Source organism: Amycolatopsis sp. NBC_00438 (assembly GCF_036026695.1).
In the GTDB taxonomy this organism is placed as follows: domain Bacteria; phylum Actinomycetota; class Actinomycetes; order Mycobacteriales; family Pseudonocardiaceae; genus Amycolatopsis.
In genome coordinates this window covers 4,546,831-4,563,624 of sequence record NZ_CP107923.1, presented here as the reverse complement: position 1 = coordinate 4,563,624, position 16,794 = coordinate 4,546,831, and the positions used below count along the sequence as shown (strand labels likewise).

Annotated in this window: 14 protein-coding genes; 2 read left to right on the top strand and 12 right to left on the bottom strand. The window is 71.7% G+C overall.

The window, feature by feature from the left end; all coding sequences use genetic code 11:
- Window positions 1-110 precede the first annotated feature (110 nt).
- Entirely contained in the window at window positions 111-1,052 is a 942-nt protein-coding gene (locus tag OG494_RS20145) for a DUF3616 domain-containing protein (RefSeq protein ID WP_328457939.1), read from the top strand.
- Here OG494_RS20145 and OG494_RS20140 read toward each other — a convergent pair whose 3' ends face one another.
- Window positions 1,053-2,720, bottom strand: coding sequence for a CotH kinase family protein (locus OG494_RS20140; RefSeq protein WP_328457937.1), 1,668 nt, complete (start codon window positions 2,718-2,720; stop codon window positions 1,053-1,055).
- A gap of 259 nt (window positions 2,721-2,979) precedes the next feature.
- Here OG494_RS20140 and OG494_RS20135 point away from each other — a divergent pair, with 259 nt between their 5' ends.
- The gene (locus tag OG494_RS20135) at window positions 2,980-3,600 is read left to right on the top strand and encodes a hypothetical protein (RefSeq protein ID WP_328457935.1); all 621 of its coding nucleotides are present in this window, start codon (window positions 2,980-2,982) and stop codon (window positions 3,598-3,600) included.
- 30 nt (window positions 3,601-3,630) lie between these two features.
- Here the strand turns inward: OG494_RS20135 and OG494_RS20130 are convergent, their stop codons facing one another.
- The 11 genes from OG494_RS20130 to OG494_RS20080 all read right to left on the bottom strand — a co-directional run bounded on the left by OG494_RS20130 (window position 3,631) and on the right by OG494_RS20080 (window position 16,279).
- Window positions 3,631-5,292 (bottom strand): SulP family inorganic anion transporter, encoded by a 1,662-nt coding sequence (locus OG494_RS20130; RefSeq protein WP_328457933.1) that lies wholly within the window; start codon window positions 5,290-5,292, stop codon window positions 3,631-3,633.
- Window positions 5,289-5,699, bottom strand: coding sequence for an ArsR/SmtB family transcription factor (locus tag OG494_RS20125; RefSeq protein ID WP_328457931.1), 411 nt, complete (start codon window positions 5,697-5,699; stop codon window positions 5,289-5,291). The genes OG494_RS20130 and OG494_RS20125 overlap by 4 nt, the downstream gene beginning before the upstream one ends.
- Before the next feature lie 369 nt (window positions 5,700-6,068).
- Window positions 6,069-6,638, bottom strand: coding sequence for a hypothetical protein (locus tag OG494_RS20120; RefSeq protein ID WP_328457929.1), 570 nt, complete (start codon window positions 6,636-6,638; stop codon window positions 6,069-6,071).
- A 48-nt stretch (window positions 6,639-6,686) separates the two neighbouring features.
- Window positions 6,687-7,385, bottom strand: a complete 699-nt coding sequence (locus OG494_RS20115) for an FAD:protein FMN transferase (RefSeq protein WP_328457927.1) — start codon at window positions 7,383-7,385, stop codon at window positions 6,687-6,689.
- Between the two features lie 41 nt (window positions 7,386-7,426).
- Window positions 7,427-7,870, bottom strand: a complete 444-nt coding sequence (locus tag OG494_RS20110) for an FMN-binding protein (protein WP_328457925.1) — start codon at window positions 7,868-7,870, stop codon at window positions 7,427-7,429.
- Window positions 7,871-7,883: 13 nt separating this feature from the next.
- Window positions 7,884-9,275, bottom strand: coding sequence for a ferredoxin reductase family protein (locus tag OG494_RS20105; RefSeq protein ID WP_328457923.1), 1,392 nt, complete (start codon window positions 9,273-9,275; stop codon window positions 7,884-7,886).
- 51 nt (window positions 9,276-9,326) lie between these two features.
- The gene (locus OG494_RS20100; protein ID WP_328457921.1) at window positions 9,327-10,703 is read right to left on the bottom strand and encodes a HAMP domain-containing sensor histidine kinase; all 1,377 of its coding nucleotides are present in this window, start codon (window positions 10,701-10,703) and stop codon (window positions 9,327-9,329) included.
- Complete coding sequence (locus OG494_RS20095) at window positions 10,700-11,389, bottom strand: response regulator transcription factor (RefSeq protein WP_328457919.1); 690 nt, start codon at window positions 11,387-11,389, stop codon at window positions 10,700-10,702. Before OG494_RS20095 ends, OG494_RS20100 begins: the two co-directional genes overlap by 4 nt.
- 283 nt (window positions 11,390-11,672) lie before the next feature.
- Window positions 11,673-12,773: an N-acetylglucosamine-6-phosphate deacetylase gene (gene nagA, locus OG494_RS20090; RefSeq protein ID WP_328457917.1), complete on the bottom strand. Its 1,101-nt coding sequence runs from the start codon at window positions 12,771-12,773 to the stop codon at window positions 11,673-11,675.
- A 25-nt stretch (window positions 12,774-12,798) separates the two neighbouring features.
- Window positions 12,799-15,474 (bottom strand): magnesium-translocating P-type ATPase, encoded by a 2,676-nt coding sequence (mgtA, locus tag OG494_RS20085; RefSeq protein ID WP_328457915.1) that lies wholly within the window; start codon window positions 15,472-15,474, stop codon window positions 12,799-12,801.
- 178 nt (window positions 15,475-15,652) lie between these two features.
- The gene (locus OG494_RS20080; protein WP_328457913.1) at window positions 15,653-16,279 is read right to left on the bottom strand and encodes a hypothetical protein; all 627 of its coding nucleotides are present in this window, start codon (window positions 16,277-16,279) and stop codon (window positions 15,653-15,655) included.
- Between the last annotated feature and the right edge of the window lie 515 nt (window positions 16,280-16,794).

Sequence of the window (16,794 nt, the reverse complement as noted above, 5' to 3'; positions counted from 1 at the left end):
ATCCGTTCATCCGATCCACTCGCCGACGCGCCGGGAACAGCACGGGGCGTCAGTCGTCGCACGTGTGCCGGGAGTTACAGCGACGTCCGAACTTCACCTGGTGGTCGCAAGTGCGCGGCGAGGAAGTCGTGCCGGCCGGCACGCACACCGGAAACGAGGAATACACTCCCTGCGTGGTCAAGCCGACTCCGTTCCCCGAAAAGAACGGCAAAGTGCCCTTCAACGCGTCCGGGGTGGTGGCAGTCGGCTCGCGGCGATTCGTCTTCATCGACAACAAAGACCCCACCGCTTTGTTCGAGATGACGTTTGATGCGAACGTCGAAGTGGTCGAGCGGATTCACCGGCGCCGGCTGACCGGCTTGGGCGAGGGAGCGTTGCGGGATCCCGAAGGCTTGACCCGGGTCGACGTGAACGGAGAGACTTTTCTCGTCGTCTCCTCCTCCCTCTGCCGATCGGGAAAAGGCCGGATCGACGACGGTCTGGTGCGTGTTCGCTATCGTCCTGAGGGTGACCTGCACGCCGAGGCGATGGACGGATTCCGCGCCTGGTTGCTCGCGAACGAGCCCACGCTCGCCGAAGCCGGTCTGCAGGCGCCGGACGACGGCGGGCTGAACGTCGAGGGTCTCGCCTGGGACCCACGTGCGAACGCGCTCGTGTTCGGTCTGCGCGGACCGGCCGGCCCCGGACGGGTCTCGGTGGTTCAGGTCCCCATCCACGCCGATGACGCCGGTGGCGCCGGCTGGACGACGGCGTCGCTGGGTTCTCCCGCAATGGTGCACGTCCGGGTGCCTCGATCGGCCACGGCGGTGGGGATCCGCGATATTTCCCACGATGCGCGAACCGGGGACTTCCTCCTTCTGCTCGGTCGTTCGACCAGCCGGGACGACGAGCCGTTCCGGCTCGGCAGGTGGACCCGGGGGAGCGACAGCGTCCAGGTTCTCGACACCGTCTTCCACCGGACCGCGAAGCCGGAGGGCGTCACGACGTTCTCGATCGGCGGTGAGCACAAGATCCTCGTCGTCGACGACTCCGGCGGTTATGCGGTTTTGTGATCAGGAGAAGTACAACTTCGACGGCGCGGGATCCTGATGGACCCGGGGTCTTCCGCCCGGTGTGGTGTCGGCACCGAAAGCCGCGCCCAGCGTGGTTCGGCTGCTCGTCAGCGTGAAGTATCCGCTGAAGGTGAAGTTGTCGTCGGGCGGGTTGACGGGATCGGCCGGGGTGACCGCGAACTCGTCGGCGTGGTCGGTGTTGTCCGCCTCGGACGTGCACAGCAGTTCGTGGCCCTGACTCGAAGTCGTCGTGCTCGCGTGGAGGAACTTGCCGGAGGCCTTGTTGCCGACCGACTTTCCCGGGCCGAGGTCGCCGAAGCACCACAGATCCGTGTCGTCGACGTTGCCGGGCCGTGGCCGGTGGATGACCTCGGAGTTCGCCGGGCCGGGGGCAGCCGCGGGGATGGTTTCGGTGGTGCTGGCGTGCATGCAGTCGTTGGTGACGTCGTCGCGAACGTAGGCGCCCTCGGTGCCCGGCAGGCCGCCGAAGAGGTAGCCGGCGGACACCGCGAGCCGGAGCTGCTTTCGTACCGCGGTGACCTGCGCCGGCATGTCGGGCGCTCCGAGGCCGGTCAGCAAGGCGCCCATCTGTTCGAGCAGCGGCTTCAGCACCGTTTGCTGGGTCTTGCGATCGAAAACGGTGTCCCGGTAGCCGCGGATCCGCTCGACGAGTTGCGCGCGGCGGCCCGCGTCGTCGCGCACGAGCTTGGCGAGCAGGCCGTTCGTGTCGATCTTGAAGTGCCGCCCGGGCTGCAGTGTCTGGTCGAGGCCCCACGGGATCATCTTGAAGTCGATGTCGTCCACGCCCGGCGCCGCGACGGCGGTGACGTCGTTGTAGACGTAGGTGTTGTTGGTGTTCCTGGTGTAGCCGTCCCAGTGCTTGAGGAAGAACTCCATCGCGTACAGCTTGACGAACTGGTCGAGGTCGAAGACCTGGCTCGCTCCGGCCAGCCCGTGCGCGGCGATGTGGTCGATGGCGAACCGCAGATCGGCCTTGTCCTCGAACGCCGACAGCGACTCGACGCCGATGAGGTCGAACCTGGCGTCGACGAAGTCGTCCTTGTGTTCGAGTTCGTAGAGGTTCCCCTTGGTGTTGCCGAAGTTGCGTTCGATGTAGCGCGGCATGATCGGTTCCGCGTTCACGAAGATCCCGGGACCGTTGACCCCCGCGACCCCTTGGCCGACAGATACGCCGTTCACGAGTACCCGGGCGAAGTTGCACCTCGAGTGGGGGAGCCCGGCGAGTTCGAACAGTTTGTAGCCGAGAGGCTGCCGGAGGTAGGACGCGTCCTGGACCGAGTTGTTGAGGGTCAGGTACTGCGAACCGATCAGGGCGCGGATCAGGGATTTGTTGGTGTCGAGGAACTTGGCGAAGTCGATGTGCAGGCAGGGCTTGTCGCTGTTCAACGAGCCGCAGAAGGATTTCTTCTTGATCCCCACGTCGGGGAACGTCGTCCGGTCGGGGAACTTCGTCCCGGAGATCTCGACCGATGTCGCCTTCCGCCACGTGAACCGGCTGCCGCCGGCCCAATCGAAGTTGCACGCCCCACCGGCCGGCTGTTCGGTGCGCACGGCGTCCCAGTCGGATTGTGGTAGCACGATGTCGATCGTCAGCACGTTGTCGATCTCGTAGAGGCGATCGAGTGCTTGTTGCTCCTGGTCGCTCATCGCCGCATCACCCCTCGGTGGGCGAAGGCCGGGAATGCCCTCGCGTTCGGAGTGTACGACGGGTTTCGACCGTGCGGTGCGGCGGAATTTTCAGCGTGACACTGATCGTTTTCCGGTTTCGAAGACGGTGATTTTCGGACGTCTCGACGGCCGGGGCGGACTTGGCCGGATCCCGCACTGTCGACGGATTGTCGACGGCGGCCGGCACCGTCACCGGGGAGAGCGACACAGCAAGTAACCCACGATTCGGAGGACAACCGTGAAATTCCGGAGAATTCCCCTCGCGGCCACGGCCGTCGGCGCGGTGACCGTGCTCGGCACCGGAGCGTTGGTCACCACCCAGGCGGACGCCGCGGACAGCAGCATCAGTTTCGCGATGGTCCGCTCCGGCGTGGCCGCCAACGCCAACTGCCTCGCGGCGGCCGCAGCCAAGGTGCGGGTGGTGACGCACGGGCAGAACGAAACCATGACCTTGCGCGCGACCGGTCTGCCGGCCGACACGGACTTCGACCTGTTCATCACCCAGGTGCCGAACGCGCCGTTCGGCGTGTCGTGGTACCAGAGCGACCTGGAATCCGGTGCCGACGGCACCGCGTCGGTCGCCGTGGTCGGCCGGTTCAACGTCGAAACCTTCGCGGTGGCACCGAACACCGCACCGGCGCCAGTGGTCCACCCGGCGGACGCGGCGAGCAATCCCGCGTTCGCCCCGATCCACACCTTCCACGTCGGCTTCTGGTTCAACTCGCCCGAAGACGCTGTCAAAGCAGGGTGCCCCGGCACGGTCACTCCGTTCAACGGCGAACACCGCGCCGGAGTCCAGGCCATGAGCACCCGCACCTTCGCCGATGACAACGGGCCGCTGCGCCAGCTCGTGTCCTGACGGGCAGGCCACGGCCACGCGGTGGCGGAGCTACTGAGCGCGATCCGTGCGGCGCACGTGGGATCGGGCGTGCGTCAGCGCGTCCTCGAGCGTGGTGAAGACGTGGTTGCCGTGGCGGAGCTTGCCGAGGGCGCCGGTGGCGCTCAGCAGGTGCCGGTGGTGGTGCCGGACGACTTTGACCAGGACGGTGACCCCGCCGGCCTCGAGTTCCTCGATGGTGTCGCCGAGTGCTTTCGCGCCCGTCGCGTCGAGGGTGTGCAGTCCGGACAGGCGCAGGACGACGATGTCGATGTCGTCGGCGGCGACCGCGCCGGCGATTTCGGAGAGGAGACGTTCGGACGCGCCCCAGAACATGGCGCCTTCGAACCGGAACACCGCGATGTGCTCGTCGCCGGCGGTGGCGGGGCCCGGTACGGGTTCGCGCTGGGCGTGCGCGGCGCCGGCAAGGTGCCGCAGGGCGAAGAAGGCGGCGACGAGCAGGCCGATCTCGACGGCGAGGATCAGGTCGGCCGCGATGGTCACGAGGGCGGTCGCGCCGAAGGTGATCGCGCTGGCGCGGCTCGCGCGGACGACTTCGCGGATCGTGGCGAGCGACACCATCCGGAAGCTGGTGACCATGAGCACGCCGGCCAGCGCGGCCAGCGGGATCCGGGACACGAGCCCGGTCGCGGCGTAGATCACCGCCAGGATGACCAGGGCGTGGGTGATGGCCGAGAATCGGGTCCGGGCGCCGGAGCGGACGTTGACCGCGGTGCGGGCGATCGCGCCGGTGGCGGGCATGCCCCCGAAGAGGCCGCTGGCGATCGAAGCGATGCCCTGGCCGACGAGCTCGCGGTCCGGACGGGTCGGGCCGACCGGTGGCCCGCCGCGGGTCATCGTCACGGCCACTCGGGCGGAGAGCAGGGATTCGATCGCCGCCAGCGCGGCCACCGCGACGACGGCTCCGGCGAGGTCACGGATCGCGCCGGGGGTGACCGACGGCAGGGCGGGGGCCAGCACGCTCGGCAGGCTGCCGATCCGGGGGAGGGGCGCGTGCAGGATCTCGGCGGCGACGGTCGCCACCGTGACCGCGACCAGGGACGCCGGTGTTCCGCGGTGCAGCTTCGGCAGCCCGAGCATGAGCACCGCGACCAGGGCCACAACGGCTATCGACCAGGCCGCGGTGGCCCCGGTCGCGGCGTGCGTGACCGCGGCGACCGCGGCCAGCAGCGGGTTCTTGCCCGGTGGCGCGGTCGCACCGACGGACGAAGGGACTTGCTGCAGGAAGATGATGCAGGCGATCCCGACCGTGAAGCCTTCGACGACCGGCCAGGGAAGGTAGGCGACCAGCCGGCCGAGCCGGGCGATGCCGGCCACGAGCACGACCAGCCCGGCGAGGACGGCGACAACGGCCACCGAGGACGCGCCGTGGACGGCGACGATCGGTGCCAGTACGACGGCCATCGCCCCGGTCGGCCCGGACACCTGGACCGGGGACCCGCCGAACACCGCGGCCACGATCCCGGCCACGACGGCGGTGGCGAGTCCGGCCGCGGGACCGGCGCCCGAGCTGACGCCGAACGCCAGCGCCAGCGGCAGGGCCACGACGCCGACGGTGACTCCGGCGAGCAGGTCCGCCCGCAGTACCGGGGTACGGAAGTCGTAGTCGTCCCGGCCGGGGAGCAGCTCCCGGGCCGGCGCGAGGACACTCATACCCTGGGCGCGATCGCGTCGAGCACGGCCTGGGGACTCGCGCCGGGCAGCGGAGGCAGCTCGCGGGCGGCGGCCAGCCGGTCCGAACCGGGGTGCAGACTCGACAGCAGGAACGCCCGTGCCACCACGAGGAGTTCGGCCACCAAAGGCTGCGCGAGCCAGTATTCGACGGCGTTGCCGGTGCGGCTGGACACGACGACCCCGGTGCGGCGCAGGACGGCGAGGTGCTGGGACAGCTGGGAGGCTTCGCAGCCGGTGACCTCGAGCAGCCGGGTCACCGATGCGCCCTCGTCACCGGCGGCGGCGAGCACCTCCAGGACCTGGATCCGGTTCGGGTGGGCGAGACACTTGAACAGGTCGGCCTTGATCCGGTAGAGCGGCTCGGCCGTCCGGGACCTCGCGGGCATGGGCACCTCCTGGATTGATGACTCTATCAATCCATCAATCCGTGTCCGGAGGAGGTGCCCCTGCGGCATCGGCGAGGTTCGGCCGGATGGCGGTCTCGGCGGCCGGGTAGCCGGCTGTGTCGCCCGGTCGGCGAGGACGCGCCGGTGGCCGAGACGCCGACCGGCCGCCGGGCACCACCTTGCCGCCGAACTGGACACGATGCGGGCGGCGATCAGGGTCACCGGCCGGTTTTCGGCGGTAGCCGCCGTGCGGACCGCCGGGGAAACCGTGTCCTGACGGCGGACCCGCACGACCTCGCCGACGCGTCCGGAGGCATCGCCACGCCGGTACAGCCGGGACCGTTTCCGGCTGTACCGGCGTCCGGCGTCTCAGTGACCGGGGCCGCGGGGGGTGGGTGTGGCGCTGAACTGGCCCTGCCAGCTGGCCTGGGCGCCGGAGTCGCCGATGCGGTAGATGTCGTAGAACGTCGCTCCCGCGGCCGCGATCGACAGGACCGAGAGCACCGTGGTCACCGCGGTCGAGGCCGGGGCGAGGAAGGTCCGGCGGCGGGTCGCGACCGCGGTCGAGCCGGCGCTCGTCGAGCCGGCGCTCGTCGTGTCGGCCGCTTGGTCTTGGAGGCTTTCGCGCCGACGCCACCACACCACGACGGCGAGCACCGCGACGGGGAGCGCGACCCAGAGGGCCGTGTCGCCGAGTTCGGTGTGGGTGCGCACCGCGGGCGTCGAGGCGACCCGGCGTTCGAGCCATTCCCCGGCGTCGGTGGTGATCGGCACGAGAACCACGACGAGGACGGCCAGGATCGCGTTCGGGCCGGCCAGTTTGGCGCGGGCCGCGGGCCAGAGCGCGCTCAGCACCAGCAGGAGCGCGGCCAATGGCAGCAGGACGACGATGGCGTGCACGAGCAGGATGTGGGCGGGCAGGCCGTTGACGGTGGTCATGGTGTCCTTTGTGGAGTGCGGGTGGCGGGAGCTCGGGGTGGGATGGGCTCAGGGGGCGCGGGCGAGGGCGGCGACTTCGTAGCCGGGGGCGAGCGCGGTTATCCAGCGGGTGACGTTGCCGCCACGGGCGAACGCCGCGGTGGCGAAGACGTCGGCCCACAGCAGCGTCGGGCCGGTGACCGTCACCGACAGGAGGTTGCTGGTGTGGCGGCCGGTGTGCGGGTCGACGATGTGCGCGCCGCGGGCGGCGGTGCCCGATGTCGCGAGGCCGCCGGTGCGCAGGTCGAGGACGGCGAGGAAGGCGGCCGGGTCGCCGGGGTCTTCGACGCCGACGCGCCACGCCGGGGCGCGGGCAGTGTGGACGCGGGCGGCGATGTCGCCGCCCGCGTTGAGGTAGTGGTCGTAGCCGCACAACCGGGCCAGGTGGGCCGCGGCGTTCTCGACGGCCCAGCCCTTCACGAGCCCGGAGGGGTCGAAGCCGCCGGGCAGGCGCCACGGGTCGAAGTAGCCGTCGGTGCGTTCGCGGGCTTCTTCGCACAGCGCCACGACTTCGGTGACCCACGGGTGCCACCGGTCGCGGGGCAGTTCGTCGCGACGGATGGCGCTGACCTGGCTGTCGGGCCGGTAGGTGCTGAACAGTTCGTCGGCGGTGCGCAGGTGCCCGAACACCGCGGCGACGGCCGGTTCGACGGCGGGGTCGGTGTCGACGCGGTGGCCGCGCAGGTGGAGGCTGACCTGGGTGCCCATGACGGCCCGGGTCCAGGACCGGCGTTGCCGGGGCGCGGCGCTCACCCGTGGGCCGCGTCGATCGCGGACTGCAGGGACTGCTGGTAGCCCTCGGAGGTGTAGGTGGCGCCGCTGACGGTGTCGATCTGCGCGCTCTGCGCCTGCAGTGCCTCCTGGTTCAGCTCCGGGACGGCGGCGGAGTTGATCCGGACGTCGCGGCCGCTTTCCTGGGGGTACTGGACGGCCTGGGCGTCGGTGATCTTGCCGCCGGCCACGGTGATCTGCACCTGGACGGGGCCGTAGCGGGTGTCGGCGGCCTCACCGGTGAAGGTGCCGCCGCCCCCGGCCGGCGCCGGGGTGGCGGGGCTCGTGGTGCGGGTCGGCTGGGTGCCGGTGCCGAGGGGACGGCCGACGGCGACCGGGGTCGAATCGGTGCTGGTGCGGTAGCTGAACAGCAGCACCACGACCGAGACGGTCGCGGCGAAGGTGATGGCGATCCTGCGCATCGGAAGTCCTTTCCTACCAGCCGAATCGTTCGGAGTGGACGCGGTCGGCGGGGACGCCCGCGCGACGTGCCGTGTCGAGCACGGCCGCGGTCCAGGCGTCCGGGCCGCAGACGTAGACGTCGTGCTCGGCGATGTCGGGGACGAGGTGGCGCAGCACCTGCTCGTCGGGTACGGGGGCGTAGTTCTCGGGGAGCCACGACGCGCGGTCGCGGGACCGGCGGCCGAGCAGGTAGTGGATCCGGAGGCCGCGGCGCGTGGCGAGCTCGTCCAGCTCGCGCCGGAACAGCAGGTCCGCGTGCCGGCCGGCGCGGAGGAACAGCACGGCTTCCCCGGGGAGGTAGGGCAGTTCGGCGAGCAGCGCTCGCAGCGGCGTGATCCCGATGCCGGAGGCGAACATCGCCAGCTTGGGTCCTTTTCGGACGGTTCCGGTGAGCCGGCCGTAGGGGCCTTCGAACAGGGCGCGGGTGCCCGGCCGCAGCCGGGCCAGTCTGCGGCTGCCCGGTCCGAGGTCCTTGGCGGTGATCCGGAGCCGGTTGCCGTGGGTGTCCGGGACGGCCGAGAGGGAGAACGGCTTGCCGCGCGTCCAGCCCGGGCCGGACCGGAATCGCCAGACGAAGAACTGCCCGGCCACCACGGGAAGCCGGTCGAGCCGGCGGCCGCGCAGGTACACCGAGACGACGCCGGGAGCTTCCCGCACGACCTGCTCGACGACGAGGTGGTGGCGCACGTTGAGCCAGATCGGCAGCCCCAGCCGGAACACCAGCACCGCGCCCGCGGCGGTCGCGTAGGCGGTCCACCAGAACACGGTCGCCACCGGGGAGGCGGTGAAGTCGGCGCCGGTCCACAGCTGGTGCGGCAGCGCGAGGCCGGCGCCGAGGTAGGCGTAGAGGTGCAGCAGGTGCCAGGACTCGTACCGCAGCCGGCGGCGGGCCGCGCGCACCGACGTCACCGCGACCATGATCAACGCGAGCGTTCCCGCGGTGGCCAGGAGCATGCCCGCGTAGGTGGTCACGAGCGTCCAGACCTCGCCGAGGAGACCGGACCGGTCGGTGGCGGCGTAGCCGAGGCTGATCAGCACGATGTGCGCGGCCAGCAGCGTGATCGAGGTGAACCCGATCAGCCGGTGCCGGCGGGCCAGCTCGTCCTGGCCGTAGCTGCGTTCCACCCACGGGATCCGGGCCATCAGCAGCAGTTGCAGCAGCAGGAGGTCGGCCGACACCAGGCCGGTCAGGCGCCCGGTCGAGGTGAAGAAGTCCGAGCCGAGATCCTGCAGGCCACGGCCCGACACCCACAGCGCGACGACGAACAGGACGCTCAGCCAGGTGGCCAGGCCCGCGGCGTCCCGCCACCACGCGCGGACGGGGCGCCGGAGCGCGCTGCCGGGCGGGGCGAGGGTGGTGGTCATCGGGCACTCCTGGATGTGGTGATCCTTGCGGACCACCCTTCCGGCGCGCGGTTAGCCGTGGACGTGACGAGGGTGAGAATCCGGTAAGAGAAGATCGGCTCCGACGGTGAACCCGACCACGGCGCCGCCGCCGGGGCGGGGCTCGGCGAACACGCTGCCGCCGTGGGCCAGCGCGATTTCGCGGACGATGGCCAGCCCGAGCCCGGAGCCGGGCAGGCCGCGGGCGCCGTCGGCCCGGTGGAACCGGTCGAACACCCGCGCCGCGTCGTCGCCGATGCCGGGACCGCGGTCGAGCACCTGCACGCGGCCGTCACGGGCCACGACGTCGATCACTCCATCGGGTGCGAACTTCACGGCGTTCTCCAGCAGGTTCGACACCGCGCGTTCGAGCGCCTTGGCCTGGCCGGTCAGCGCCGTGGCGTCGGTCTCGACCGTGATGGCGCGGCCCGAACGGCGTCGTACCCGGTCGGTGGCGCGCTCGACGACCTCACCCAGCTCGACCGGCGCCGGCTCCTCGGTCTCGTAGCGACGGGTCGCCAGCTCGACGAGCTCGTCGATCAGGTGGGTCAGCTCGCGGGCCTCGCCGTCGACGTCGTCGAGCAGCCGGGCCCGGTCGCCGGGGGCGAGCTCGGCGAACCGGCGCAGGACGCTGGCGTTGGTGCGCAGGCTGGTCAGCGGGGTCCGCAGCTCGTGCGCGGCGTCCTGGACCAGGCGTTCCTGGTCGGCGCGGGCGTCGGCGAGCCGGCCGAGCATCCGGTCGAACGACGTCGCGAGCCGCCCGACCTCGTCGCGCCCGCCGGCCGGGACCGCGACGTCGGCGAGGCGGCCGTCGCTGACCTGCTCGGTGGCCTGGGTCAGCCGGACCAGCCGGCGGGTGATCTGCCGGGCCAGCAGCCAGCCGGCCAGCGCCGCACCGGCGAGGACGAGGGCGCTGACGCCGGTGATGCGGGCGGCCAACTCGCCGAGCACGTGCCGGGACTCGTCGACGTCGATGCCGAGCTGGAGCGCCCCGCGGCCGCCGCCGAGGGCCACCGTGATGACCCGGTAGTCGTCCGGCGGGATGGTGAAGTCGTCGTAGCGGCGGTCCCCGAAGGAGCCGGTCGCGGCCAGGGCCCGGTCTTCGTCGTCGACGGCGAGCCGGACGGGACGGCCGCCGACGGGCCGGATCGTGCCGTCCGGGGCGATCGACTGGGCGACCATGGGCTGGGCTTCGTCGTGGTCGTCGTCATCGGGTCCGCGGGTGACCGGGCTGGGCGCGAGCACCTGCGTCGCCCCGGCCGCGACCTCGGCCGACGTCGTCAGCAGTGAGCGGTCGAGTTCGGCGCTGATCCGCTGCGACGCGGCCTGGTAGCTGAAGACGCCGACCAGGATCGCCGCCGCCGCACCGACGCCGGCGAAGGCGATCGCGAGCTTGCTGCGCAGGTTCATGCCGGGCGCACCGAATAGCCGACGCCGCGGACGGTGTGGATCAGTTCGGTCGCGCCGGCCTGGTCGAGCTTGCGGCGCAGGTAACCGATGTAGACGGCGAGGTTCTTGGACTCGGAGCCGAATTCGTAGCCCCAGATCCGCTGGTAGATCGTGGTGCGGTCGAGCACGATCCCGGCGTTGCGCACCAGCAGTTCCAGCAGGTCGAACTCGGTCTTGGACAGGGTGATCTCGGTGCTGCGCCACCAGACGCGCCGGGCCGCCGGGTCGACGGCGAGTTCGCCGAGGCGCAGGGTCCGCAGGGGAGCGGACCCGGCGTCGGCGGAGGTGCGGCGCAGCAGCGCCCGCAGCCGGGCGAGCAGTTCGTCGAGCTCGAAGGGCTTGGGGAGGTAGTCGTCGGCACCGGCGTCGAGCCCGGCGACCCGGTCGGCGGTTTCGACGCGCGCGGTGAGCATGAGGATCGGCGTCTGGCCGCCTTCGGCGCGCAGGACGCGGCAGACGCCGAGGCCGTCGACGCCGGGCATCATGACGTCGAGGATCAGCACGTCGAAGTCGTCTTTCCGGGCCGTGGCCAGCGCGCTGACGCCGTCGGTCACCTCGGTGACGTGGTAGCCCTCGAGATCGAGGGCACGCACGAGTGACTCCCGGATGGCGCGGTCGTCGTCGGCGAGCAGGACACGGTGCGGCATGCCGCCATCATGCCCCGCGGCCCTCGGCCGGGCCGTCCAGCCGGCGAGCGCAGGGTCACCCGGCTGACCTGGTCGGTTCTCCCGCCGCGGCGGCGGTCTCCGTCCGCGGGCGGCAGACGGCCGTGGCCAGGAGCGCGCCGACGGTCGGACTCGTCCTGAGTGTGCGGGATCCGTGGCTTCCCACCGTGGTCTCCTCGTCCTGTGTCGGGCCAGGTCCGGTTCACCTCGGGGTGAGCAGTACCGAGCTTGCGGCAGACCACGGCCGGCCACTGGCGGGCCGGGTTCAACCGTCGGCGGAGTGGGCGTGCTGGAGGACGTCGTGGACGTTCAGCGAGTCGTCGAGGACGAGCGCGTCGGCCCGGTCGCCCGGCCGCAGGAGGCCGACGTCCTCGCCGGGCAAGAGGCCGGCCGGCGTGCTGGTCGCCGCGTTGACCGCGGATTCCCAGCCGATCCCCGCGGTACAGGCGTTGCGGATCGCCTCGATGAGCGTGATCGTCGTGCCCGCCAGGGTGCCGTCCCCGCGACGGGCGATACCGCCGGTGACGGTGAATTCGACCGCGCCCATGCGGTAGGTCCCGTCCGGGCAGCCGCCGGCGGCCAGGTCGTCGGTGACGAGGACGACCCGGTCACGCGCGGCGCGGAAGGCGAGGCGGATCGCTTCGGGGGAGAGGTGGCTGAAATCGGCGATCACCCCGACGGCGACGTCGTCGCGGGTCAGCGCCGCGCCCACGATGCCGGGGTCGCGGTGGGTGAAGGGCCGCATGGCGTCGAAGAGGTGGGTGACCAGCCGGGCACCCCGGTCGAACGCGGCGTTCGCCTCGGCGGCCGTCGCGTCGCTGTGCCCGCAGGACACGCGGACTCCGCTTCGCACCAGGAAGGAGACCAGCTCCGGTGCACCGGGCAGTTCGGCCGCCAGCGTCACCTGGGTGACGGGCCCGGCCGCCAGGAGCCGCTTGGTCAGCTCGACGTCCGGGGCGCGCAGCAGCTCCGCCGGATGGGTGCCGGACCGCCGCGGCGAGAGGAACGGCCCTTCCAGGTGGACACCGAGGATCCGGGCGCCACCAGGGCACGACCGGGCCTTGTCCGCCGTCGCGATCGCGGTGACGGTCTGGCCGGGTTCACTGGTGATCAAGGTGGGCTGGTAGGCCACCACGCCGGTGCGGGCGAGCTCGGCACCCGCGTGCCGGTAGCCGTCGACGTCCGCGGTGAGGAAGTCGGCCCCGCCGAACCCGTTGACCTGCAGGTCGATCAGGCCGGGCACGGCCAGCCCGGAGCCCGGGCCCGCGACCCCGACCGCGCTCACCCGCCCGGTTTCCCGGTCCAGCTCGACGTCGCCTTTGCGGTACACGCCACCGACGAGCGCACCCGCGACTCCCAACCGCATGACAGGTCTCCTTTTCCGATGGTGTTCAGGTCGCGGTGGTCGGCCGGCCGCCGGTGTCGTGCTCCGGAGGTGCCCCGGCCCGCTCGACGGTGCTGAAGTACGCGGCCCGGCGGCGCAGGTGCCGGCGGTGGCTGTAGGGCCTCGGCCCGGTCGGCGGCGCGCCCGCGGTGCGGTAGAAGATCCGCTTGCCCGCCTCGATCAGGGCGAGGTAGCCCAGCACCATCCCGGCCAGCGCGGCGAAGAACCCACCCGGCAGCGGCGAAAACCCCAGCGCGGCCGCGAGAGGTGTCGCGGGCAGCAGCGCGCCGACGGTGACGACGCCGAGCGCGCCCAGGGTCAGCGGCAGGCTCGGATGGCTGCGGAAGAAGGGGATCCGCCGGGTGCGGATGGCGAAGATCACCAGCGTCTGGGTGGCCAGGGACTCGACGAACCAGCCGGAGCGGAACTGGTCCGGGCCGGAGTGGAACACCCACAGCATGACGCCGAAGGTGACGAAGTCGAACACCGAACTCAAGGGGCCGAAGAAGATCATGAACCGGCGGATGAACCCGATGTCCCAGTGGGACGGCCGGCGGAGCTGCTCCTCGTCGACGTTGTCGGTGGGGATGGTGAGCTGGCCGGTGTCGTAGAGCAGGTTGTTGAGCAGGATCTGCGAAGGCAGCATCGGCAGGAACGTCAGGAACAGTGACGCGCCCGCGGCCGAGAACATGTTGCCGAAGTTGCTGGAGGTGCCCATCAGCACGTACTTGATGGTGTTGGCGAAGATCCGCCGCCCTTCGGTGACGCCGTCGGCGAGCACGTCGAGGTCCTTCTCGAGCAGGATCACGTCGGCGGCGTCCTTGGCGACGTCGGTGGCCGAGTCCACCGAGATGCCGACGTCCGCCGCGTGCAGGGCGAGCGCGTCGTTGACGCCGTCGCCGAGGAACGCCACCCCGCCGCCGCTTTGCCGCTGGACGCGCACGATGCGGGCCTTGTGTTCCGGACTCACCCGGGCGAACACCGTGGTCCGCGTGATCGCGTCGGCGAGCCGGGCATCGTCGAGGGCGTCGAGTTCGGTGCCGGTCAGCGCGGCGCCGTCGCCGAGCCCGAGGTCGTGGCACACCTTGGCGGCGACCGCGGGGTTGTCGCCGGTGACGACCTTGACCGCGATGCCGAGATCGCCCAGCCGCCGCAGGGACCGCGCGGCGTCGTGCTTGGGAGGATCGAGGAACACCAGGAAACCCAGCAGCGTCAAGCCTTGTTCGTCCGCGGGCGCCGGCGGCCCGCCGGGGAACGGCCGCGTGGCCACGGCGACGACCCGGTTTCCCGCGGCGAACTCGGCGGCCAAGGCGGTGCGCGCCTCGGGCGGGACGCCGGTGCAGCGGTCCAGCACGGTCTCCGGGGCGCCCTTGGTGACCAGGACGGTGTGGCCCGCCGGGTCGCGGACGACCACGGAGACCATCCGCCGCTCGTGGTCGAAGGGCAGCACGCCCAGCGTGGTGTGGCCGGCCAGCGCGGCTCGTTGCGCCACCGAGCCCGGTGACGTCCACAGCGCCCGGTCCAGCGGGTTGCCGCCGACGGCGGCGGTGGTTTCGGTGCAGAGCAGGCCCCGGCGGAGCACGTCGTCGGGATCACCGCCGGGCGCCGGGACGGCCCGCATGTAGTCGACGCGGCCGAGGGTGAGGGTGCCGGTCTTGTCGGTGAACAGCACGTCGACGTTGCCCAGGTCCTCGATGCACACCAGCCGCTTGACGAGCACCTTGCGCCGGCTCATCCGCCGCGACCCGGCGGCGAGGCTCGTGGACACGACGGCCGGGAGCAGCTGCGGGGTGATGCCGACGGCGATGGCGAGCGAGAACAGCAGCGCGTCGAGGATCGGCTTGTGCAGCACCACGTTCACGGCGAAGATCGACGTCGTCAGCGCGCCGGCGACGTACACCAGCAGCATCGAGAACTTCCGCAGCCCGACCTGGAACTCCGTGTCGAGCTGGTGGGTGCTCAACCCGGCCGCGATCGCCCCGAACCCGGTGCGGGCGCCGGTCGACACCACGACGCCGGTGGCGCTGCCCGCGTGCACGACGGTGCCCATCAGCGCGCACCCGGACAGCTCGGCCGGCGCGGCGCCCTCGGGGACGGCCGCGGTGTCCTTCTCCTGCGGCAGTGATTCCCCGGTCAGCACCGATTCGTCGCACTCCAGGCCGGTGACGTCCAGCAGCCGCAGATCGGCCGGGACGACGTCACCCAGCTTCAGCTCGACCACGTCGCCAGGCACGAGTTCGGTGACATCCGTCGAGCGCGGGTGACCGTCACGGATCACCACGGTCTCGTGGCGGATCCGGGAATGCAGGGCTTCCGCGGCCTTCTCCGCGCGGTACTCGTTGACGAACCCGAGCCCGACCGAGACCGCGACGATCACCCCGATGATGACCGCGTCGCCGCGTTCGCCGACGAAGGAGGACGCGACGGCGGCGACCATCAGCAGCACCAGCAAGGGAGAGCGCAGCTGGTGCCACAGCACCGGGACCAGCCGTGCCCGGTGGGACGACACCGCGTTCGGCCCGTACCGCGCCGACCGTCCGGCGACCTCCGCGGTGGTGAGCCCGTCGAGGGTGACGCCGAGTTCGTGCAGCACTCCCTCGGCCGTCAGCGCTCCCGCGGCACCTATCTCGAGGTCGTGGGGGGCCGCGCGAGCGGGATTCGGCGCCGTCGGTGCGCTTTTCACGGCTTGCGACCGGCGGCCGGGGCCGGGCCGTCCGATGTGGACATCCCGGTGGGTTCCTGCGGTGCCATCGATCGTCCGATCTGCCGGTCGTGATCCTGCGTCGAGCATCCACGCCGGTCGGGGCGGTGCCAGGGGTCTTAGGTCCACAGCCCGCGGGCCGAAGGACCGGACCGGGGGCTCAGCCGCCGGCGGTCAGGTAGCGCTGCGGGTCCCCGCCCGCGCGGGCGCCGCTGGCCAGCCAGCGGGCGAAGCCGTCGCGATTGCGGTGTTCGAGCTCGTCGAGGTATTCCTGCCGCCGGCGCACCACTTCGTGCCAGGTGGCCGCCTCGTCGGCCTTCTGCAGCGCGACGTAGCTGCGCTGCCACGCCACGCACAGCTCCGCGGTGGACATGCTCGCCGCGGCCGGCAGCGCCGGCACCGGTGCGGATCGCCGGATCGTGCGAACGGGTGCCCGGCGAGCAGCGGACGCGAGCCGGGCCCGCCAGTACGCCCACGTCACCACGACGCCGAACACCACGGCCGTTGCCGCTGCCGCGCCGACGACGGTCACGAGCCCTTCGATCGTGAGGCAGATCGTGACGGTGGCGCCGGCGGCCACCGCGGCACACCGCATGCCGGAAGGGGCCGGTCCGGCGAGCACGCCGGCGGGCAGCTCGCCGGCACCGAGCCACCCGCAGACGCCGACCAGCAACCCCAGCAGGCACCAGCAGATCAACGCCGCCGCCGGAGACGTCGCCACTCCGATCGCGCCGAACACGAAGCAGAAGACGAGCAGCGCGGTTCGCGCGGGACGTGGGGGCATCATGGTGCCTCGGCCTTCGGGAGTGCATCCGATACGGCGGCCGGCACACGGCACACCGAGAGGGCAAGGGAAAACGCACCAGGGTCTCGGGCGCCGGAATCAGCGGAACGTCCGCACGATTGTATCCCTTCCGGCGCCGGTTATCCGGGGTCTTCGGTCCCTTGGTCGAAGGGCGCACGTTCCTTGCCGCCACGGTGAGCCAGGCCCACCGTGGCGGCACGCCGGAAAGAACACCCGGTCGGCGGCACCGGGCCCGGTGCGGAGGTGACCGGGGATGTCGCGATCGCGTTCGGCTTCGCCGCTCCCGGCCGCAGCAGCAGCGCACGGACCGCGAGGACCGAGCCGCCGTCCTGCTCGGCGACCGGGTCCGGCCCGGCTGGTGGTGGCTCTCGGGCATCGGCCTGGTGATCGCCGCACTCGGCGTGACCGCGCTCGTCGTCCGAGAGGCCCACGCAGGCGTACCGACCCGGCAAACGCCGACGTCACAGTCGCGTTCCCTCGCCCAGCGCAACGGCGTA